The organism is Pseudomonas fluorescens, from assembly GCF_902497625.1.
Taxonomy (GTDB): domain Bacteria; phylum Pseudomonadota; class Gammaproteobacteria; order Pseudomonadales; family Pseudomonadaceae; genus Aquipseudomonas; species Aquipseudomonas fluorescens_BQ.
Genome location: NZ_CABVGX010000005.1, coordinates 94,445 through 114,923 on the forward strand (window position 1 = coordinate 94,445; position 20,479 = coordinate 114,923).

Consider the following 20,479-nt stretch of genomic DNA (forward strand, 5'->3'; position numbering starts at 1 on the left):
CGAGCAACTTATGCATTGGCTTTACGGTTTTCCAGTTCTACCAGCGAATGACCGGCAACAAATACCGAAGCAGCAAGCAAACCCAAATCCTTGAGCAGAAACTGGCCTGGCATCACGGAAATCGCCGGGAAGCCCAAGCCAGGCTCAATGACGCCCGGGGTGGAGAACATGAAGGTAAGGGTCGTGAAGAACAGGCCAGCGGACAATGCACCCCCTGTCAGCGACAGTTTCGGCGAAAGCAAACGGCCTGCAATCAGAACGCCGATCGATATCTCCAATAGGCCGAGCAGGCTGGAGAAGATGTCAACCGAGAAAATGCCATAGACCCAACCCAGAAACGGACTGTTGCTGACCAGTGGAACCAGTCCTGCCGCTTCGTAGTGGGTGAATTTCATGCCTCCAAACCAGAAGTAGATGACGGCAAGCGCAAAGTAGGCGCTGTAGATACCTGTCTCCATGGTTCTGGTGCCGAGCGTGGAGTGTGCCAGTGCGCTTGATTTTGCATTTCCGATGCTTGAGGTTTTCATGGCTGAAATTCCAGTAGTGAGTGAGCAGACGGTTGGGCTGCCTAACGCCGTATGCGTTGGGAATGAGCCCATTGTGGTCTGTGTTGCTCATCAGCTGGCAGCAGAAGATATTGGGTTCGGTGCAGATCGTCTTGAGCTGGCCGGTCGGGTGGAGGACATGTCGAGGGCGCAGTCACTTGACACCAAGGAAGACTGCCATTACCAATACGCACCCTCATCACGCCGATACAAAACGCTGAAATGGTTCTGCGAGTACCGGGCCGAACGGTGCAGACCGCCATCGGCGTGGTAGGCGGTTTCGCCGCTGTAGTCGCCGGTGAATTTGATGCCGTCCTGATCCATCTGGTGGCGTAGCCCCCCCAATCACCGGTCAGGGTATGGCGGGTCAGAAGGTTCGAATCGGTATTGGCGAAGGCGGGCAGGGTGGCGCTGCAGGTCAGGCCCAGCAGCAAGCCGTTGAGCCAGCCCGCATGAGAAAAGCGGCAGCCAAAAACATGTGAGTCTTCCCGGTGGAATCTGGAATGATTTCGCAAAGCGGCGCGGCACCCGCAGGTGCCGCGCACAGAGAGATTGCCCGCCGGTGAGGCGGGCGCAGCGGGTTACGGCAAGGCGTAAGCCATCACGTAGTCGCCACGATCAGTCGACTGGCGCGCGCCGCCGGCAGTGATGACGATGTACTGTTTGCCGGTCTTTGGTGAGACGTAAGTCATCGGACCGCCCTGACTGCCCACTGGCAGGCGCGACTTCCAGACTTCCTCGCCATTACCGCTATTGAAGGCACGCAGGTAGAAGTCCTGAGTGCCGGCGATGAAGATCAAGCCACCTTGCGTCGACAGGGTGCCCCCGAGGGTCGGCAGACCGACCTTGATCGGCAAGTGCATTCGGATGCCCAGCGGCCCAGTGTCTTCCACGGTGCCAACGGGGACTTGCCAGGCAACTTTCTGCGTCTTCATGTCGATGGCAGTCAGGGTGCCGAACGGTGGGGCCTGGCACGGAATACCAGCCACCGACAGGAAGCGGTTTTTGTTCACCGCATAGGGTGTGCCTTTGAGCGGCACGGCCCCCATCCCGGTGTTCAGCGATTCACCACCGGACGCGGCCTGGCCCTTGTTCTGCGAGGGGATCATCTGAATCCACAGGCCCAGGCGCATGTCATTGACGAAGATGAAGCCATGCACCGGATCAGTGGAGATGCTGCCCCAGTTCATGCCGCCCAGCGAGCCTGGGAAACTCAAGGATTTGTCGGTGCCCGGCGCGGTGTACAAGCCGTCGTAACGCATGCTTTTGAAATCGATGCGGCAGAGCAATTGGTCGTACGGCGTGGCACCCCACATGTCGGATTCGGTCAAGTGCTGCGCACCGATCTGCGGCATGCCCAGCGATTTTGGCTGGGTCGGCGAGTACGGTTCGTTGGGGATGTTTGCGGGCTTGACCGGCACTTCCTTAACGTCGGTCAGCGGTTTGCCGGTAGCACGGTCGAGCACGTAAATCTGCCCGGCCTTGGTACCGATGACCAGTGCAGGGACACTTTTCCCATCCTTGGTGAAGTCGATCAGGCTCGGCTGCATCGGCAGATCGAAATCCCACAGGTCATTGTGAACGGTCTGGAAAACCCAGCGTTCTTCACCGCTGCTCGCGTCCAGTGCGAGGATCGACGCGCCGTAGGTGTGATCCAGCTTGCTGCGCTCCACACCATAGATGTCGGTGGACGAACTGCCCATCGGCAGGAACACCGTGTTGGTCCCCGCGTCATAGGACATTGGCGCCCAGCTGTTCGGCGTGCTGCGCACATAGGTGCTGCCGTCTGCCGGCGCCTGTTTATCCTGCGGATTGCCCGGGTCGAAGGCCCAACGCATGGCGCCGGTGATGACGTCAAAGCCGCGAATCACACCACCCGGCATGTCGCTCTGCACGTTGTCGGCGACACGGCCTCCCACCACAACCGTCGTGCCCGCCATCAGCGGTGGAGACGACAACTGATAATAGCTGTCAGGCACATCACCCAGACCCGCCTTCAGATCAACCTGGCCGTTGCTTCCGAAGCCCTGGCAGAACTCGCCGGTGTCAGCATCGACCGCGATCAGGCGCGCATCAATGGTGTTGGTCAGCAAGCGACGCTGGCAATTGGCGGCCGGCGCTGGCTGGGCTTCGATGATGGTCGAATTGGCGGGTTGAGCGATGGCGGTGGTGGCGTCGAAGTACGCCATGCCGCGGCATCGCTGCCAGACTTTCGACTGCGCGTTGATCGGGTTTTTCCATAGCTCTTTACCGCTGTCGGCATCGAGCGCGATCAAGTTGTTGTGCGGCGTGCAGATGAACACCTTGTTACCGACCTGCAACGGTGTGAGCTGGTCTTCGGCGCCGTTGCCATCGCTTTCAGCGACGTCACCCGTGTGATAAGTCCACGCCACTTTCAGCTTGTCGACGTTGCCACGATTGATTTGATCCAATGCGGCGAAGCGGCTGCCACCTTCGGTATTGCCGTAGTGGGCCCAGTCCTTTTGCGCTTTGGCCGGCTCGACCGGCGTCAGTCCCGGGCCTGTTCCGGTCGCGGCGACTGTCGGATGTGCAACGAACATGTTGCCCGCAGCCACCGCCAGCCCGATCGCCAGTACAGCAGCGATGCCATAGGCGCCACGACCTGGAACGCCACCGTTTGCACGCTTGAGCAGTGGATAGACCAACGTCACGGCCAGGCCGATCGCGCTGAACATGAACAGGCGCGAGAACACCGGCCAGAACACCAGACCCGCATCGCTGATGGCCCAAATGGCTGTGCCCACCAGAAATGCAGCAAACAGCCAGGCACCTGCCGGTTTGAAGCGGGCGATCAGCAGACCGCAAGTGGTCATGACCAAGCCGCCTATCAGGAAATACCAGGAACCTCCCAGACTGACCAATTTAACGCCGCCTGCAGCCAGTGCCAAACCGAGGAGGGCGATGATCACGCCCAGCCCGACCAGGATGAATTTTGATATGCCCGAGAGGCGTTGACTCTGCTTCACGTTGAATGTCCCGTTGAAATGATGTGAGCATTATATAGATAGCTAACTACCTAGTTAAATCATAAATTAAGTATAGATCTACTATTTCGCAGCTTCACCGCGCTTGACCGCGACGTGCGCGCATGAGGGATTTGCAGAGATGGGTAAACGTCTACAGAAAGTCTCTTTTCTGTCAGGGGATGAGGGCGTAGTGACAGGTATGGATCAGGATGTAGTGCCTGGCCCTACCGTGGCCCTGCGGGCCGACATGGACGCGCTGCCGGTCAAAGAGTCGCAAGGCCTTGCGTTTGCGTCCAAGGCTCGCAGTGACTACCAAGGCAAAGAGGTTGATGTCATGCACGCCTGCGGACACGATGCTCACACTGCCATGCTGATGGCCACGGCCGAAGTGCTGGCCGGAATGCGTGAAGAACTGCCGGGCAGAGTGATGTTCATCTTCCAGCCATCTGAAGAGGGATCCAGCAAGGTTATGCCTGGACAAAATCAGCTCTGGGGCGCCCAGCTGATGCTACATGAAGGAATCTTCAAGACATTGAAACCCGACGCAATTTTCGCGGTGCATGTCATGCCCGGGCGTTCTGGCGAACTCAGTTGGCGCGCCGGCGCGACCACTGCCAGCAGTGATGACTTGAACATTACCGTCACCGGCAAGCAGGGGCATGGCGGTATGCCCTGGAACACGGTTGACCCGGTAGTCACGGCTGCCCAAATCATTACAGGCCTGCAGACCGTAGTCAGCCGGAAAACCAACCTGATCCAATCACCCGCAGTGGTCACCGTAGGCATGGTTCAGGGCGGCAGTGCCCCAAACATCGTGCCGCAACAGGTGAAGATGGCCGGGACCATTCGCACCTACGACGAGAACGTCCGTGCGCAGGTAGGCCGCGACATCAAGCTCAGCGCACAGAAGACGGCCGAAGGCGCTGGGGCCACGGCTGATGTGTCTGTGGTTCCTGCTTACGGCACGACGTTAAACGACGAAAGTCTCGTCGCGCAGATGGCCCCCGTGCTTGGCCTGGCAGCCTCGGGAAAAGTGGCGCCTGCTGCGCTGGTCGGAGCGTCTGAGGACTTTTCGTTTTTTGCCCGCCAGGTGCCTGGACTCTATTTTTTCCTCGGCGTGACGCCAGATGGCCAGGATCCGGCAACTGCCGCCCCCAACCACAACCCGAGTTTTTTTGTCGATGAAAGCGCACTGCTGACCGGGGCTCGCGCGCTCTCTGGTTTGACTGTCCAGTTTCTACAGAATCCACGCGCGGATTGATGATTTGTCGTGGTGCGCAAGGAAAAACAGGGAGGGGGAACAGAAAGGCTTAAACGCAAAAAGGCCCCATAAAATGGGGCCTTTTAGATGCGAATATGGCGGAGGCGATGGGATTCGAACTCATGGACCTGTTACAGTCGACGGTTTTCAAGACCGTTGCCTTAAACCACTCGGCCACACCTCCGTTTGCGTTGCGGGCGCCATAATACCTGAATGAAACACACTGTCAAACTCTCTACGTAGCTTGTTACAGAGCGTCTGTTATGATCTTTGCGACTGAACGTTTCAAACCAACAGGAGTGTCGCCATGCGCGAACAGGATTACGCAGTTAATAACAGCGTGCAGGCTGGGCAGCTAGAGGTTAGCCGCGTCCTGCGCAACACTTATGGCTTACTGGCGCTGACCCTCGCATTTAGCGGCGTGATGGCATATGTCGCCCAGCAGATGCGTGTGGGCTACCCGAATATTTTCGTGGTACTGATCGGTTTCTACGGCCTTTTCTTCCTCACCAACAAACTCCGTGATTCCGCGTGGGGCCTGGTGTCGGCGTTTGCCCTGACCGGTTTCATGGGTTTCCTGCTCGGCCCGATCCTCAACCGTTACCTGGGCATGCAGGGCGGCGCCGAAGTCGTCAGCTCGGCGTTCGCCATGACAGCACTGGTGTTTGGTGGTCTGTCGGCTTACGTGCTGATCTCCCGCAAGGACATGAGTTTCCTCGGTGGTTTCATTACCGCCGGTTTCTTCGTGTTGCTGGGTGCGGTGGTCGCGAGCTTCTTCTTCCAGATCAGCGGTCTGCAACTGGCGATCAGCGCAGGTTTCGTGCTGTTTTCTTCGGTCTGCATTCTCTACCAGACCAGCGCCATCATTCACGGCGGCGAGCGTAACTACATCATGGCGACCATTAGCCTGTATGTATCGATCTACAACCTGTTCGTCAGCTTGTTGCAGCTGTTCGGCATCATGAGCCGCGATGATTGATCGCAGGCCTTGAGTGAAAAACCCGCTTCGGCGGGTTTTTTATTGAGTTCGTATTCTGTTGATGACCGATCAAAGATCGTGGCCTCGGTTCGCTTGACTGCTCCTGCATGGAATTGCTGTTGCGGCCACCGCTCGTCGCACATCAACGTTCACAACGCCATCGGCGGCAACCGTCGCTTGACCGGGGTTTTCTTGACGATGGCAGTGTTGGTTTCGGCATGGCTGTTGAGGCGGTCGAGGAGGGTGTCCAGCTGTTCCATCGAGCGCACGTGCAGGCGCGCGATGAAACAATCGTCGCCGGTGACCTTGTCGCATTCGGTGAATTCAGGAATCGCCTGGATCTGTCGCTCGACCTCTTGCAACTGCCCCGGCAATGGACGAATGCGCACAATGGCCTGCAGCTGATAGCCGAAGCATTTCGGATCGATCTCCACGGTGTAGCTTTTGAGCACGCCGCGTTCCTCCAGGCGGCGCAAGCGTTCGGCGACACTTGGCGAAGATAAACCGCTGATACCCGCCAACGCCTTGAGTGAGCGTCGCGAATCTTCCATCAATGCGGCGATGAGCACTTGATCAATGTCGTCAGTCATGGCGAATTCCCGATAAGGCATTTGTTAAAAAATGCCTTGATAACAAAGGCACATTCAAAGTTTAGCCTGATTTTTGCGCTGGAGATGCCTGGAGGCCGATTGGCATAATTTGCACTCAACAGAGGAGTCAGGTGATGAACAATTCAATTCGGCGCGGATCATTCGAGATGACAGCCGCCATGCTGATCTCCGGGACCATTGGCTGGTTCGTGCTGGTGTCCGGGCAGCCGGTGCTGGACGTGGTGTTCTGGCGGTGCGTGTTCGGCGCCGGCACGTTGCTGCTGATTTGCGCGGCGTTCGGCTTTTTGCGCCCGGGCATTCTGACCCACACTACTTTCTTGCTGGCGGTGCTCAGCGGCGTGGCGATCGTCGGCAATTGGCTGCTGTTGTTCGCTTCCTATTCACGGGCCTCGATTGCCATTGGCACAGCGGTTTACAACGTCCAGCCGTTCATGCTGGTTGGATTGGCCGCCTTGTTCCTCAATGAAAAAATTACCCTGCAAAAACTGTTCTGGCTCGGCTTTGCGTTTCTGGGCATGCTCGCCATTGTCAGCGCCCATGGCCACCAGGGTGAAAGTGGCAGCGATTACTTGCTGGGGATTGCGCTCGCGCTGGGCGCTGCATTTCTTTACGCCATTGCGGCGTTGATCATCAAACGCCTGACTGGCACGCCACCGCATTTGATTGCCCTGATTCAGGTCAGCACCGGCGCGCTGCTGCTCGCGCCATTCGCGCACTTTACGGCGTTGCCACAAGCGCCGAGCGCTTGGGCCAGTCTGGTGACGCTGGGCATTGTGCACACCGGCGTGATGTACGTGTTGTTGTATGGCGCGATTCAAAAACTGCCGACGGCGCTGACCGGTGCGCTGTCTTTCATCTATCCGATTGCAGCGATCTTCGTCGACTGGTTCGCCTTCGGCCACCGTCTGGAGGTGCTGCAATGGGTTGGCGTTGCCGCGATTCTGTTAGCGGCTGCGGGCATGCAACAAGGCTGGACCTTTAAATTTCGGCGCCCCGTCACGCAGTGATGAGGGCTCAGATATTCCAGCGGGGAGCCGTCTTGGCCAACCGCTGGCGCAGCAGACTGATATTGCCCGCCAGCTGCTGAACCAACAAGCGGTAGCCGTCGAGAGGGCTGAACAACGGCGCCTCCAGACTGGCTTCGGTCGGCGCGTCCAGCGGCCGACCGAGTCGCTGCGATGCACCGGTTTTCAAAGCCCGAGCCATGCCGATCAGTTGCACCCGAACCAGCCGATGCTCTGCGTTCAGCGCTGCCTGCAGTTGCGCCATGGCGTTGATATCGCGGACATCCGGGCGGGTGTTGCCGAGGATTTCCAGGGTGCTGACACACATCCGCAAGTGGCGCTGAATGGCATCCAGTTCAGTCATGGAAATCTTCACCTCTTTGGACACCGACGGCATCAGCGAACGCAGTTGCACCATCGCCGCGTTCAGACGATTCATGACCTTCACATGCTCGTCATCGTTCACCGACTCGCCGTTGAGGATGCGTCCGTAAATCGTCGCGCAATCGCGCAAGGCATCCGCCAGGTTGTAGCGCCAGGAATACACCGCGTACAACGGCAGGGCGAAGGAAAATGCCAGGGCCAGCGCGCAGCCAATCAAGATATCGACGCCGCGCCACAAGCCATCGCTGACCGGATTGTCGCCGTGCCCGGCAACGATGAACACGGTAATCGCGGCCAGCAGCGCGGTGTAGCCGCCCTTGCCGATGGCGTGATAGGAGAAAGCCCCGCACACCACCGACATGGTCAAATAGGTCAGCCACGGCATGCCCAGCCATGATTCCTGAGCCATCAACAACAGCCCGATGCCGGCGCCGAGCAACGTGCCGGTCGCTCGCTCGACGGCTTTCTTGCCGATGTTGCCGTGGTGCTGCAAGCCGCCGATCACCACCAGCATCGTCACCGATGCCCATTCGCCGTGGGGCAGGTTGATGCCGGTGGTCAGCAATATCGAGGCGAGCAAGCCGATCGACACACGCACCGCGTGAATCAGTCTGGCGTGCCGATAACGCCGATAGGGGTCGAGTAACGGACGCAGTAATCGGCGCAAAAGCGGTGGCAGTCGATGGCTGTTGAACGTGTTCAGGCGTGCTGTCCTCAGAAGATGTAATCAGTGGTCAGGAAACTCGAACTGCGACCGCTGATGATCTCGCTGATGAGGTCTTTGTTGGTTTCCTGAAATTTGGTTGCGACCAGCGTGCGGATCGAAAACACCCGCAGCGCATCATGCACCGACAACGTACCTTCGGCGGAGTTCTTGCGCCCGTTGAAGGGGTAGGTGTCCGGGCCGCGCTGGCACTGGGCATTGAGATTGATCCGCCCGACCTGATTGGCGAATGTATCGACCAGACGGCCGACCGCTACCGGATTGGTGCCGAAGATGCTCAACTGCTGGCCAAAGTCCGATTCCAGAACGTAATCGATCACCGTGTCCAGATGGCGGTACGGCACGATCGGCACCACCGGTCCAAACTGCTCTTCCTGATAGACGCGCATCTGCGGCGTCACCGGGTACAACACCGCCGGGTAGAAGAAAGACGCGCGGGCCTCACCGCCGTTGGGGTTGACCACGGCCGCGCCTTTGCTCACTGCATCCGCCACCAGCGCGTGCAGGTAATCGACCTTGCCCGACTCCGGCAACGGCGTCAGTGCCACGCCACTGTCCCAAGGCATGCCCGGCTTCAGCGTCGCCAGTTTGGCGTTGAATTTTTCGATGAATGCCTCGACCACATCTTCGTGTACGAAAAGGATTTTCAAGGCAGTGCAGCGTTGGCCGTTGAACGACAGTGACCCGGTCACCGCTTCGCTGACGGCGTTGTCGAGGTCGACTTCGGGCAAGACAATGCCCGGATTCTTCGCATCCAGACCCAGCGCGGCGCGCAAACGGTGCGGTTTTGGGTGAAGTTTTTTCAGGTCGCTGGCGGCTTTGTTGGTACCGATGAACGCAAAAATGTCGATCTTGCCGCTGGCCATCAAGGCGCTGACCGTTTCGCGGCCACTGCCGTAGATCACATTGATCACCCCGGCCGGGAAGCTGTCGCGAAAAGCTTCGAGCAGAGGACGAATCAGTAACACACCGAGCTTGGCCGGTTTGAACACTACCGTGTTGCCCATGATCAGCGCCGGGATCAGCGTGGTGAACGTTTCGTTGAGCGGGTAGTTGTAAGGTCCCATGCACAGCGCGACGCCGAGCGGCACGCGACGGATCTGGCCGAGCGTGTCCTGTTCCAGCTCAAAGCGGCTGGAGCGGCGGTCGAGTTCCTTGAGGGCGTTGATGGTGTCGACGATGTAGTCGCAGGTGCGGTCGAACTCCTTTTCCGAGTCCTTGAGGTTCTTGCCGATTTCCCACATCAGCAACTTCACCACCGCTTCACGCTGTTCGCGCATTCGCCGCAGGAACGTTTCCACATGCTGGATGCGCTCGGCCACGCGCATGGTCGGCCACAGGCCCTGACCGCGATCATAGGCGCGGACCGCGGCGTCGAGGGCAGTCAGTGCGGTGTCGGCGTCGAGCAGTGGTGTGCTGCCTAGAATCACTTGTTCGTCGCCGGTTTCGCCGCTCAGGTACACCGGGCTGCGGACCTGGGCGAGGGCCCCGGCCCAGGTTTTCAGCTCGCCATCGACCAGGTATTCACGCTGTTCGGTGGGTCCGTCGAGGCGATATTTTTCCGGAATATCGCTGGAGTGTGGAAACAGGTTGCCAAGGATTGCTGTGCTCATTTCGCTACTCCATGTGATGTCAGCCACGTGCTGGCGGCTTGCTGTTCAAATTCACTTCAAAGGTTATACGCCTTATTGGTCGGAATTTTTAAGTGCCGATCCGTCGATCCCGCGATCTTTTGACCTGAGCACACACAATGGCCAGTGCTGCGGGTAAACTCCGCGCTCTTTCCATAGGAGTTCATATGAGTCACTACCAGCCGGGCATCCTCGCCACCCCTGTTCCGCCTCACGCCCGTCATATGTTCTTCGCCCTGCAATCCCTCGAGGCTGTGCCGGCCGCGCTCGACAAGCTGATGACGCTGGTGGATGGCAAGTCGGCGGTAGTGGGTTTTGGTGAGTCGCTGGTCAAGGCGCTGCATGCGCAGATCGACGGCTTGCGAGTGTTCCCGGCAATGGCCGGCGTCGGTGTCGATAACCCCTCGACGCAGCAGGCGTTGTGGTGCTGGCTGCATGGCATTGATCGTGGCGAGTTGCTCAACCGCAGCAATGCCCTCGAAGCCGCGCTCGCTCCGGCGTTTCGTCGGGTGCAAATGAATGAAACCTTCCGCCACCAGACCGGCCATGACCTGACCGGTTACGAGGACGGCACTGAAAATCCTCACGATGAAGCAGCGGTTGCGGCGGCATTGTTGGGTGAAGGCGCTGACGGTCTGGTCGGCGGCAGTTTCGCCGCAATCCAGCAATGGCAGCATGATTTCAAAGGCTTCAACGCAATGTCAGCCCATGAAAGGGACGACATCATGGGCCGCCGTTTGAGCGATAACGAAGAGCTGGATGACGCGCCGATTTCCGCCCACGTCAAACGCACCGCTCAGGAAAGCTTCGCCCCGGAAGCGTTTGTGGTGCGCCGTTCCATGCCATGGATCGAAGGTGATCGCGCTGGCTTGATGTTCCTGGCCTTCGGTTTTTCCCTCGATGCGTTCGAAGCGCAATTGCGCAGGATGAGTGGACTCGAGGACGGTATCACTGACGGTTTGTACCGCATGAGCCGGCCGGTCACGGGTGGTTATTACTGGTGCCCGCCGATGAAGGATGGCTACCTGGATTTGCGCGCACTGCGTATCGGCTGATTCACCGAGCCCAGCCCAGCAAAATTTCCGTAGCAGCTGCCGAGCAGCGCGAGGTTGCGTGAGCGGTGTATCAGACAAGCCGCTTCCGTAGCAGCTGCCGAGCACCGCGAGGCTGCGTGAACGGTGTATCAGGCCAGAACGCAGCCTCGCGGTGCTCGGCAGCTGCTACAAGGGATTACGCTTTCTGAGCATCTAACCTTATACCCAATCAGAGGCTGCGTGAGCGGTGTATCAGACAAGCCACTTCCGTAGCAGCTGCCGAGCAGCGCGAGGCTGCGTGAGCGGTGTATCAGGCCAGAACGCAGCCTCGCGGTGCTCGGCAGCTGCTACGGGGATTACGCTTTCTGTGCATCTAACCTTATACCCAATCAGTATTTCTCAAGCGCTCCATTAGAACTTTAAGATCACGTCATAACTCGTTATGACAAGTGATCAGCCATGACCGATAACGTTCTATCTCTAAGCAGCGTGCCCCTCCATACGCAGCTGCGCGATGTGCTCCGATCCCGCATCCTCGACGGCGAGTACCCGCAAGGCAGCCAGATGCCATCGGAAAGCGAGTTGGGCGCACTGTTCAAAGTCAGCCGCATCACTGTTCGCCAGGCCTTGGGCGATCTGCAGAAGGAAGGTCTGATTTTCAGGATTCACGGCAAAGGCACCTTTGTCGCCAAGCCCAAAACCTTCCAGAACGTGAGCACCCTGCAAGGCCTCGCCGAGTCCATGACCGGACGTGGTTATGAGGTGATCAACCGCCTGCGCAGCTTCAAATTCATTGCCGCCGACAAACTCGTCGCCGAACGCTTGAACGTTGCTGAAGGCGAGACCGTAGCGCAGATCAAACGCGTACGGCTGATCAACCGCGAGCCGGTCTCGCTGGAAATCACCTACCTGCCCAAAGCCCTGGGTGAACGGCTGGAGAAGGCCGACCTGGTGACCCGTGACATCTTCCTGATTCTTGAAAACGACTGCGATCTGGCGCTGGGTCATGCCGACCTGGCCATCGACGCTGTACTCGCGGACAGCGACCTGACCCAGGCGCTGAACGTTGAGCCGGGCTCGCCGATCATGCGCATCGAGCGCCTGACCCACGCTGCCGATGGCCAGCCCGTGGACTTCGAACACCTTTACTACCGCGGCGATGCCTTCCAGTACCGCCTGCGGATCGACCGGCAAAAAGGGACGCAGGCATGACACCCAAATCCACATGCAGAAACACGCTCGAACAGGAATACGACATCGTCGTGATCGGCGGCGGCACCGCAGGGCCGATGGCAGCGATCAAGGCCAAAGAGCGCAACCGTGATCTTCGCGTGCTGTTGATCGACAAGGCCAACGTCAAACGCAGCGGCGCCATCAGTATGGGCATGGACGGGCTGAACAACGCGATTATCCCGGGCCACTCAACGCCGGAGCAGTACACCAAGGAAATCACCATCGCCAACGACGGCATCGTCAACCAGGCGGCGGTCTACGCCTACGCGACCCACAGCTTCGAAACCATCGAGCAACTCGACCGCTGGGGCGTGAAGTTCGAGAAAGACGAGACCGGCGATTACGCCGTGAAAAAAGTCCACCACATGGGCGCCTATGTCTTGCCGATGCCGGAAGGGCACGACATCAAGAAAGTCCTCTACCGTCAGTTGAAACGTGCACGGGTCAGCATCAGCAACCGCGTCGTCTGCACGCGTTTGCTGACGGACGAAGAGGGCGCGGTGAACGGTCTGATGGGCTTCGATTGCCGCACCGCCGATTTCCATGTGATCAAGGCCAAGGCAGTGATCCTCGCCTGCGGCGCGGCCGGGCGATTGGGGCTGCCGTCCTCGGGCTACCTGATGGGCACCTACGAAAACCCGACCAATGCCGGCGACGGCTACGCCATGGCCTATCACGCCGGCGCCGAGCTGGCGAACTTGGAATGTTTTCAGATCAATCCGCTGATCAAGGATTACAACGGACCGGCCTGCGCTTATGTCACCGGTCCGCTGGGTGGCTATACCGCGAACAACAAGGGCGAACGCTTCATCGAGTGCGACTACTGGAGCGGCCAGATGATGTGGGAGTTCCATCAGGAACTCGAAAGTGGCAACGGTCCGGTGTTCCTCAAACTCGATCACCTGGCCGAGGAAACCATCCAGAATATCGAAGAGATCCTGCACAGCAACGAGCGCCCGAGTCGTGGCCAGTTTCACGCCAATCGCGGCACCGATTACCGCACGCAGATGGTCGAGATGCACATCTCGGAAATCGGTTTTTGCAGCGGGCATTCGGCTTCGGGTGTGTGGGTCAACGAGAAGGCCGAAACTTCGGTGAAAGGGTTGTACTCGGCCGGGGATATGGCTGCCGTGCCGCATAACTACATGCTGGGTGCGTTCACTTATGGCTGGTTTGCCGGCAGCAACGCGGCGGATTTTGTCGCCGGGCGGGAATTTTCCGCGGTGGATGCCCGCCAGGTCGAAATAGAAAAGCAGCGCGTCTACGCGCCGCTGGACCGTGAGCACGGTCTGCCGCCGGCTCAGGTTGAGTACAAGCTGCGGCGCTTTGTGAACGACTATCTGCAACCACCGAAAGTGACCAAGAAAATGCAGATCGGCCTGCAGCGTTTCAGCGATATCCAGCGTGACCTTGATCAGATAAAGGCGCACAACCCGCACGAACTGATGCGCGCGATGGAGGTGAGCATGATCCGCGACTGCGCCGAAATGGCTGCCCGCGCTTCGTTGTTTCGCGCAGAGAGTAGGTGGGGCCTGTATCACTATCGGGTCGATCATCCGCAGCGCAACGACAGTGACTGGTTCTGCCATTGCCATTTGAAGAAGGGCGAGGACGGCCAGATGACCAGCTTCAAGAAAGCGGTCGAACCTTACATCATCCCGCTGGATGCCGAAGAGATGCAGGCTTACGACAAACTTCGCGTCGGTGCTTTTGCAGCCTGAGCTTCATCAAAGAATTCGTTACCAGAGAGAGCTGCGAAATGGCCTATCAACCCCAGGAAATTTTCTTCCGCTCCAACGCGCCCGTCACGGTCGACGAAGACCTGTGCATCGCCCACAAAGGCTGCACTGTGTGCGTCGATGTCTGCCCGATGGACCTGCTGGCGATCAACCCGGCCACGCAAAAAGCCTATATGGCGTTTGATGAATGCTGGTACTGCATGCCGTGTGAAAAGGATTGCCCGACCGGTGCGGTGAAAGTGGAAATCCCGTATTTGTTGCGCTGAATGACAGGACGCTATCGCGAGCAGGCTCGCTCCCACAGTGGAGCGTGCCAGCCACCAATGTTAAGCACACCGAGCAACCTGTGGGAGCGAGCCTGCTCGCGATGAGGCCAGCACTGACAACCCAAAAGCCATCCGGCAACCACCGGACGCCAGATTCATCACCACCCCTCGTTTCCCACCACGCTCCGATCGTGGCGGAGACGAATATCCAACAAACGATTCGAGGGGATTCATCATGCTTTTACGTGCAGCTTTCGCCGGGCTGATACTGGCCACTTTCACCCTGTCGGCCTCGGCCGAAACCATCCGCATCGCCATCGGCACCCAGGACACCACGATCAACTGCGCCGCTGGCGGTCTGTTGATTCGTGAGCTCGGCTTGCTGGACAAATACCTGCCCCACGAAGGCCAGTACAAAGATGCCAGGTACGAAGTGGTGTGGAAGAACTTCACTAGCGGCGCGCCGCTGACCAACGAGATGGTTGCAGGCAAGCTCGACTTCGGCGCCATGGCCGATTTCCCGGGTTCGTTCAACGGCGTAGCGTTCGAAACGGCGGGCAAGCACAGCCTGTTCATCAGCGTGTTGTCGGGCAGTATCAAGGGCAGCGGCAATGGCATTGTGGTGCCGAGCGCGTCGAGTGTGCAGTCGCTGGCCGAGCTCAAGGGCAAGACCATTTCCGTGCCGTTCGCTTCCACCGCCCATGGCATGTTGCTGCGCGCCGTCGCGGCTCAGGGTTGGGATCCGCTGAAAGATGTGAACATCATCGCGCAGCCACCGGAAGTGGCAGGGTCTGCGCTGCAGGCCGGCAAGATCGACGCCCACGCCGATTTCGTGCCGTTCGCCGAACTGTTCCCCAGCCGTGGGTTTGCGCGCAAGATCTATGACGGTTCCCAAGCGAACGCGCCGACGTTTCACGGTGCGCTGGTCGATCAGGCGTATGCGAAAAAATACCCTGAGATCGTCGTTGCGTATTTGCGTGCGAGTATCGAGGCCAATCAGTTACTGAGCGCAGAACCGGAGAAATACAGTGAGTTGATTGCCAAGGTCACTGGCGTCGATGCCGAAGTCAATTACCTGTTCCATGGCCCGCTCGGGGTGCAGACCCGCGACCTCAGCTGGAAGCCGGAATATCGCCAGGCCGTCGGCACCGCGATCGACACCCTCAAGTTGTTGAAAAAAGCCGATCGCGGCCTGGACCTCAATACCTTCATTGACGACCAGTACATCCGCGCTGCCTTCAAGGCATCGAATCTGGACTACACCGCGCAATTGGCCAACTACTCGCAGACACCTCTTAGCGGCGTGGATGCGTTGACTGGCAAGACCATCGCCGACGCCAGCCATGTGGCCGAGATCTGGGTGCGCGGCGAGGCCAAAGTCCGTCAGTACGCGTCCGCAGAATCGGCGTTCGCCGCGTTGGCAAGTCTGAAGCAGGAAGGCAAGAGCATCCGCGCGGTGTATGCGCAGGCGGGTGACAGCGGCATCAAGTTACTGGCGGATCAGGCCTGGTTTGCCAGCGATGCCAAGGGACGCCTCAGTGCCTTCCTCCTCAAAGGCCAGGCCGAGCAATTCGCCACCGCGCAGGGCGGCAAAGTCCTCGACTTCAATGACGCCACGACCCAGGCAATTGCCGTTCGCTAAACCCCAAACACCACATCCCCCTGTGGGAGCGAGCCTGCTCGCGATAGCGCCAGACCAGCCGACTTCAACATCGACTGACACACCGCAATCGCGAGCAGGCTCACTCTTACAGGGGTAAGGGTTGAGAGGAATAACTGTGTACCGATCTTATGTACGCTGGCTGCCAAGGGCCGCTTCACTCGTGTTCTGCCTGCTGTTCTGGCAACTCGCCGCCAGCCATCGCTGGAACCTCGGCCTGGTCACCTTCGCCAACGTGCCGACACCCCTCGCCGTCATCGAAGCGGCCCTGGGCCTCGGCGACTCGGGCAAACTGGCCCAACACCTGAGCAGCAGCCTCGGCCGTGTGTTCGCCGGCTACCTCACCGCAGTGTTCATGGGCATCGCCCTGGGCCTGGCCATCGGGCGCTCAAAATGGGCGGAAGACTTGTTATTGCCGCCGCTGGAAGTCCTGCGGCCGATCCCGGCCGTGGCCTGGATTCCACTGGCGATCCTGATGTTTCCTTCTTCGGAATTGTCGATGGTCTTTATCACCTTCACCGGTGCACTGTTCCCGATCCTGCTCAATACCGTGCACGGCGTCGAAGGCGTCGACCCACGCCTGATCGCCTCGGCAGAAAGCCTCGGGGCAGGGCGGCGGGCGATTTTGCGGGAGGTGATTTTGCCGGGCGCTGCGCCAAGCATCATTACAGGCCTCGCCATCGGCATGGGCACTTCCTGGTTTTGCCTGGTGACTGCCGAAATGATCTCCGGCCAGTACGGCATCGGTTATTACACCTGGGAGTCCTACACCATCCAGAACTACGCCGACATCGTCGTCGGCATGTTGTTGATCGGTTTGCTGGGGATGGGCAGCAGCCTGCTGATCAAACGTCTGGGCGGGCTGTTCACGCCTTGGCATCGACCACGAGGGAAAGCCTGATGAGCAGTTTTCAACACCCCGAAGGGCGTATCGATATTGAGCAATTGTCGATCAGTCTGGGGCAGGGCAGTGCTGCGTTCGAAGCGGTGCAAGGTCTGGATTGCCAGATCGAGCCGGGCCAGTTCGTGTGCATTCTCGGGCCTTCAGGTTGCGGAAAATCCACGTTGCTCGGCGCACTCGCCGGCCATCTGCAACCGCGCACAGGCAGTTTGAAAGTCGACGGTGCCGACATCACCGGCCCGTCTCCGCAGCGCGGGATGGTGTTCCAGCAACACACACTTTTCCCGTGGCGTACCGTGCGTGATAACGTTGCGTTCGGTTTGAAAATGCAGGGCATCGGCAAAGCGCAACGGCACCTGGCGGCCGATGAGATGCTCGGGTTGGTCGGCCTTGAGGATTTTGCCGAGCGCTGGCCGGATCAGCTCTCGGGCGGCATGCAGCAACGGGTCGAAATCGCCCGCGTATTGATCAACCGTCCGCGCCTGTTACTGATGGACGAGCCCTTCGGCGCGCTGGATGCCTTGACCCGGTTGAACATGCAGGAACTGCTGCTGGAGATCTGGACGCGCATTCGCACCACGGTGGTGTTCGTCACCCATGACATCGATGAAGCACTGTTCCTCGCCGACCGCCTGCTGGTCATGAGTCCACGGCCCGGGCGGATCATCGAAGACCTGCACCTGGACTTCCCCCGGCCGCGCACCGCGGAGCTGGTCACCCGTCACGAGTTCTCTCGCCTGAAACGTCATTGTCTCGAATTATTGCGTCACGAAGATGGTCGGCAGCTACCGCGCCTTAACCCTCTCGGACTGCCTCCTGAAAACAAACTGCCGCGATTTGCCCTATGACCTCATTATTTGAAGTAACCACTAACGACGACATTCTTGCCCTGCAATCGCGGCTTGTCGACGCGGACCCCGGCGTGCGCCGGATTGCCCTGATCGAACTGGCTGACCTGGAAGAGCCGGAAAGTTTGGTGTGGCTGGTCGACCGGCTGGTCGAGGACCCTGCCGAAGAGGTGCGCGCCGAAGCCGCGCGGCTGCTTGAAGCCTGGGAAGAGGAACCGGTAGTCGCTGCGTTGTGTCAGGCGCTGACTGATCCCTCATTGGCCGTGCAAGCCGCCGCGGCGCAAAGCCTGAGTCTGCTCAAGACCGAGGCTGCGGGGCAGGTCATCCTGCCGTGGACCGGGCATGCTGATACCAGTGTGCGCATTGCCGCATTCCGGGCCTTGCGCGAATTGCGCTTCTCCGGCGCTGCGCTTGTCGCTGCGCAAGCTCTGCACGATGGCGATGCCAGCGTGCGCCGAGAAGCCGTCGGCGTGCTCGGCTGGCTCAAGCAGCTCGATCAATTGCCAGCGTTGGCGCGTCTGGCCAGTGATGACCCGGACACCGAAGTGCGCCGCGCAGCCACGGGCGCCCTTGGTCTGGCGTCGGACGCACAAGTGCTGCCAGCGCTGCGTCAGGCCTTGCTCGATCAGGCCTGGCAGGTGCGGGAGGAAGCCGCGACCACGCTGGGCAAGGTTGGCCACATTGATGCGGGCCCTGCACTGACTGCCGCGTTGTCCGACGATTATTGGCAAGTGCGCCTGCGCGCCACCCGTAGCCTGGGTCGCTTGCGATACGTGCCGGCCCTCGCTGCGTTGATCGACACCCTCGCCCACCGCATCAGCAACCTGCGCAAGGAAGCGGCCCTGGCCCTTGGCGAATTAAACGATAAAGGCGCCGTTGCCGCCTTGCAGGCCGCGCAGGGCGACGGCGACCCGGAAGTGCGCAAAGCCGTGCGCATTGCCTTGAGCCAATTGCAATGAACCCGCTGGCGATCGGCAATTCCCGGGTTAAACAGCAACTGCGCCTGAACTGGCCGGATGGGCGCGAGCAATTGCTCGATCACGCCGAGTTGCGCCGCCAATGCCCGTGCTCGCAATGTAGGGCATTCAGGCTCAAGGGGCTGATTCCGCAGGTCGATTCACGTGTTCGCGTGGTCGAGGTGAATGCCCAGGGATATGGGTTGCAACTTGTGTTCAGCGATGGCCATGAGCGGGGGATTTATCCGTGGGCTTTTCTAACCAGCCTGAACTGAAGGGTGTTTGATCAGGAAAAACCGGATCAACTGGCTCAACCGTGCCCACTGTAGGAGCTGTCGAGTGAAACGAGGCTGCGATCTCTTGATCTTGCTCCTGAAAAGATCGCAGCCTCGTTTCACTCGACAGCTCCTACGGTCGATCATCTTGCATAGACGAGCCTGACTAACGGCTCTTGCTGGAGAAATCGCAAAAGAGTACAAATGTACTCCATGACTACTCTCACTCCCCGCCGCACCGCCATCCTGACCTTCATCCGTGATCGAATCGCGGAGCACGGCCAGTCTCCGAGCCTCGCTGAAATCAGCGAGGCGTTCGGTTTCGCCTCCCGCAGCGTGGCGCGCAAGCATGTGCTGGCGTTAACCGAAGCCGGTTTTATTGAGGTCAATCCCCATCAGGCCCGGGGCATTCGTCTGCCTGGTCAGCCAGCGCGAGCCGGTTTGCTCGACATCCCGGTGCTCGGTCGGGTGGCTGCCGGTGCGCCGATCGGCGCCGATGCCGAGGTGCACAGCCGTTTGCTGTTCGATCCCGCCATGTTCTCCCGCGTGCCGGATTATCTGCTGCGGGTTCAGGGCGACTCGATGATTGAAGACGGCATCCTCGATGGTGATCTGGTCGGTGTGTACCGTAATCCGGAAGCGCTCAACGGGCAGATCGTCGTCGCACGGCTCGATGGCGAAGTCACAATCAAACGTTTTCAGCGCATTGACGACGAGGTTCAACTGTTACCGCGCAATCCTGCTTATAAGCCGATTCACGTGCGCGCCGGTCAGGACCTGGCGATTGAAGGCGTGTTCTGTGGCCTTGTGAGGCAAGGGTGATGGGTGCCGTCGTTGCGCTGGATACCCTGTTCAATGGCGGCCAGGTCTGGAAAGGCCGACCCGCCCCTGCGGCCACCAGCCCACAACCAACCGGCCATGCCGCGCTGGACGCGGCATTGCCCACGGGCGGTTGGCCAGAAGCGGCGCTGAGCGAAATTCTCCTGGCCGGGCAGGGCGTTGGCGAGTTGCAACTGGTGTGGCCGGCGTTGGCGCGATTAGCGGCGGCCGGGGAGCGCATCGTGCTGGTAGCGCCGCCTTACGTGCCATACCCCATGGCCTGGCTGAATGCGGGGGTCGATTTGCGGCAGTTGTCTATTATCCAGGCCAGCGATCGCGATGCCCTGTGGGCGGCGGAACAATGCCTGCGCTCGGGCAGTTGCGGCGCGGTGCTGTGCTGGCCGCAAAAAGCCGATGACCGTGCCCTGCGTCGTTTGCAAGTGGCGGCGGAAAGCGGGTCGACCCTGGCGTTTGCCTATCGCTCGCTGCAAGAGGCGCTGAATCCTTCTCCCGCCGCATTGCGCATTGCCATTGATGCCAGGCCCGCGCAATTGCGAGTGCTCAAGTGTCGTGGCGGGTTGGCCCGGTCAGCACCCATTGCCTTCCCCGTGGGGCATTGAGG

General features: G+C 59.6%; 19 protein-coding genes, 1 tRNA gene and 1 pseudogene. 14 read left to right on the plus strand and 7 right to left on the minus strand.

From position 1 onward, the window contains the following. Window positions 1-8 precede the first annotated feature (8 nt). From F8N12_RS05010 to F8N12_RS05020, 3 genes and pseudogenes are all read right to left on the minus strand, one after another. Window positions 9-527 (minus strand): YkgB family protein, encoded by a 519-nt coding sequence (locus F8N12_RS05010; protein ID WP_150579454.1) that lies wholly within the window; start codon window positions 525-527, stop codon window positions 9-11. A 210-nt stretch (window positions 528-737) separates the two neighbouring features. Further along, window positions 738-979: pseudogene (locus F8N12_RS05015) on the minus strand (carbohydrate porin); the annotation flags it as partial. Between the two features lie 147 nt (window positions 980-1,126). Continuing rightward, the gene (locus tag F8N12_RS05020; RefSeq protein WP_150579455.1) at window positions 1,127-3,532 is read right to left on the minus strand and encodes a glucose/quinate/shikimate family membrane-bound PQQ-dependent dehydrogenase; all 2,406 of its coding nucleotides are present in this window, start codon (window positions 3,530-3,532) and stop codon (window positions 1,127-1,129) included. 139 nt (window positions 3,533-3,671) lie between these two features. Between F8N12_RS05020 and F8N12_RS05025 the strand changes: the two genes are divergently transcribed. Then, window positions 3,672-4,793, plus strand: a complete 1,122-nt coding sequence (locus F8N12_RS05025) for an amidohydrolase (protein ID WP_150579506.1) — start codon at window positions 3,672-3,674, stop codon at window positions 4,791-4,793. 96 nt (window positions 4,794-4,889) lie between these two features. On the opposite strand, the gene F8N12_RS05030 is transcribed toward F8N12_RS05025, so the two are convergent. Next, window positions 4,890-4,977 (minus strand) — tRNA-Ser (locus F8N12_RS05030). A 123-nt stretch (window positions 4,978-5,100) separates the two neighbouring features. On the opposite strand from F8N12_RS05030, the gene F8N12_RS05035 reads away from it, so the two are divergent. Next, entirely contained in the window at window positions 5,101-5,772 is a 672-nt protein-coding gene (locus F8N12_RS05035) for a Bax inhibitor-1/YccA family protein (RefSeq protein WP_150579456.1), read from the plus strand. Window positions 5,773-5,921: 149 nt separating this feature from the next. On the opposite strand, the gene F8N12_RS05040 is transcribed toward F8N12_RS05035, so the two are convergent. Then, window positions 5,922-6,362, minus strand: a complete 441-nt coding sequence (locus F8N12_RS05040) for an Lrp/AsnC family transcriptional regulator (protein ID WP_150579457.1) — start codon at window positions 6,360-6,362, stop codon at window positions 5,922-5,924. A 134-nt stretch (window positions 6,363-6,496) separates the two neighbouring features. Here F8N12_RS05040 and F8N12_RS05045 point away from each other — a divergent pair, with 134 nt between their 5' ends. After that, on the plus strand, window positions 6,497-7,390 hold the full coding sequence (locus F8N12_RS05045; RefSeq protein ID WP_150579458.1) for a DMT family transporter: 894 nt from the start codon (window positions 6,497-6,499) through the stop codon (window positions 7,388-7,390). A 7-nt stretch (window positions 7,391-7,397) separates the two neighbouring features. On the opposite strand, the gene F8N12_RS05050 is transcribed toward F8N12_RS05045, so the two are convergent. Further along, on the minus strand, window positions 7,398-8,438 hold the full coding sequence (locus F8N12_RS05050) for an FUSC family protein (RefSeq protein ID WP_150579459.1): 1,041 nt from the start codon (window positions 8,436-8,438) through the stop codon (window positions 7,398-7,400). 47 nt (window positions 8,439-8,485) lie between these two features. Then, a complete protein-coding gene (locus F8N12_RS05055) occupies window positions 8,486-10,108 on the minus strand; it encodes an NADP-dependent glyceraldehyde-3-phosphate dehydrogenase (protein WP_150579460.1) in 1,623 nt (540 codons plus the stop codon). 185 nt (window positions 10,109-10,293) lie between these two features. On the opposite strand from F8N12_RS05055, the gene F8N12_RS05060 reads away from it, so the two are divergent. The 11 genes from F8N12_RS05060 to imuA all read left to right on the plus strand — a co-directional run bounded on the left by F8N12_RS05060 (window position 10,294) and on the right by imuA (window position 20,477). Beyond that, entirely contained in the window at window positions 10,294-11,181 is an 888-nt protein-coding gene (locus F8N12_RS05060) for a Dyp-type peroxidase (protein ID WP_150579461.1), read from the plus strand. A gap of 438 nt (window positions 11,182-11,619) precedes the next feature. Further along, complete coding sequence (locus F8N12_RS05065; RefSeq protein WP_150579462.1) at window positions 11,620-12,372, plus strand: GntR family transcriptional regulator; 753 nt, start codon at window positions 11,620-11,622, stop codon at window positions 12,370-12,372. Then, window positions 12,369-14,114 carry a fumarate reductase/succinate dehydrogenase flavoprotein subunit gene (locus tag F8N12_RS05070; RefSeq protein ID WP_150579463.1) on the plus strand — a complete coding sequence of 582 codons (1,746 nt, stop codon included), beginning with the start codon at window positions 12,369-12,371 and terminating at the stop codon, window positions 14,112-14,114. Before F8N12_RS05065 ends, F8N12_RS05070 begins: the two co-directional genes overlap by 4 nt. A 38-nt stretch (window positions 14,115-14,152) precedes the next feature. After that, window positions 14,153-14,398 (plus strand): ferredoxin family protein, encoded by a 246-nt coding sequence (locus tag F8N12_RS05075; protein ID WP_007946457.1) that lies wholly within the window; start codon window positions 14,153-14,155, stop codon window positions 14,396-14,398. A 235-nt stretch (window positions 14,399-14,633) separates the two neighbouring features. Next, window positions 14,634-16,040 (plus strand): ABC transporter substrate-binding protein, encoded by a 1,407-nt coding sequence (locus F8N12_RS05080; protein WP_150579464.1) that lies wholly within the window; start codon window positions 14,634-14,636, stop codon window positions 16,038-16,040. Between the two features lie 136 nt (window positions 16,041-16,176). Further along, on the plus strand, window positions 16,177-16,959 hold the full coding sequence (locus tag F8N12_RS05085) for an ABC transporter permease (protein ID WP_150579465.1): 783 nt from the start codon (window positions 16,177-16,179) through the stop codon (window positions 16,957-16,959). After that, window positions 16,959-17,807, plus strand: a complete 849-nt coding sequence (locus tag F8N12_RS05090) for an ABC transporter ATP-binding protein (RefSeq protein WP_150579466.1) — start codon at window positions 16,959-16,961, stop codon at window positions 17,805-17,807. Before F8N12_RS05085 ends, F8N12_RS05090 begins: the two co-directional genes overlap by 1 nt. Further along, entirely contained in the window at window positions 17,804-18,766 is a 963-nt protein-coding gene (locus F8N12_RS05095) for a HEAT repeat domain-containing protein (protein ID WP_150579467.1), read from the plus strand. The genes F8N12_RS05090 and F8N12_RS05095 overlap by 4 nt, the downstream gene beginning before the upstream one ends. Continuing rightward, window positions 18,763-19,038 (plus strand): DUF971 domain-containing protein, encoded by a 276-nt coding sequence (locus F8N12_RS05100; RefSeq protein WP_150579468.1) that lies wholly within the window; start codon window positions 18,763-18,765, stop codon window positions 19,036-19,038. Before F8N12_RS05095 ends, F8N12_RS05100 begins: the two co-directional genes overlap by 4 nt. Window positions 19,039-19,242: 204 nt before the next feature. Continuing rightward, window positions 19,243-19,860, plus strand: a complete 618-nt coding sequence (gene lexA, locus F8N12_RS05105) for a transcriptional repressor LexA (protein WP_150579469.1) — start codon at window positions 19,243-19,245, stop codon at window positions 19,858-19,860. Beyond that, window positions 19,860-20,477, plus strand: a complete 618-nt coding sequence (gene imuA / locus F8N12_RS05110; RefSeq protein ID WP_150579470.1) for a translesion DNA synthesis-associated protein ImuA — start codon at window positions 19,860-19,862, stop codon at window positions 20,475-20,477. Before lexA ends, imuA begins: the two co-directional genes overlap by 1 nt. Window positions 20,478-20,479: the final 2 nt, after the last annotated feature.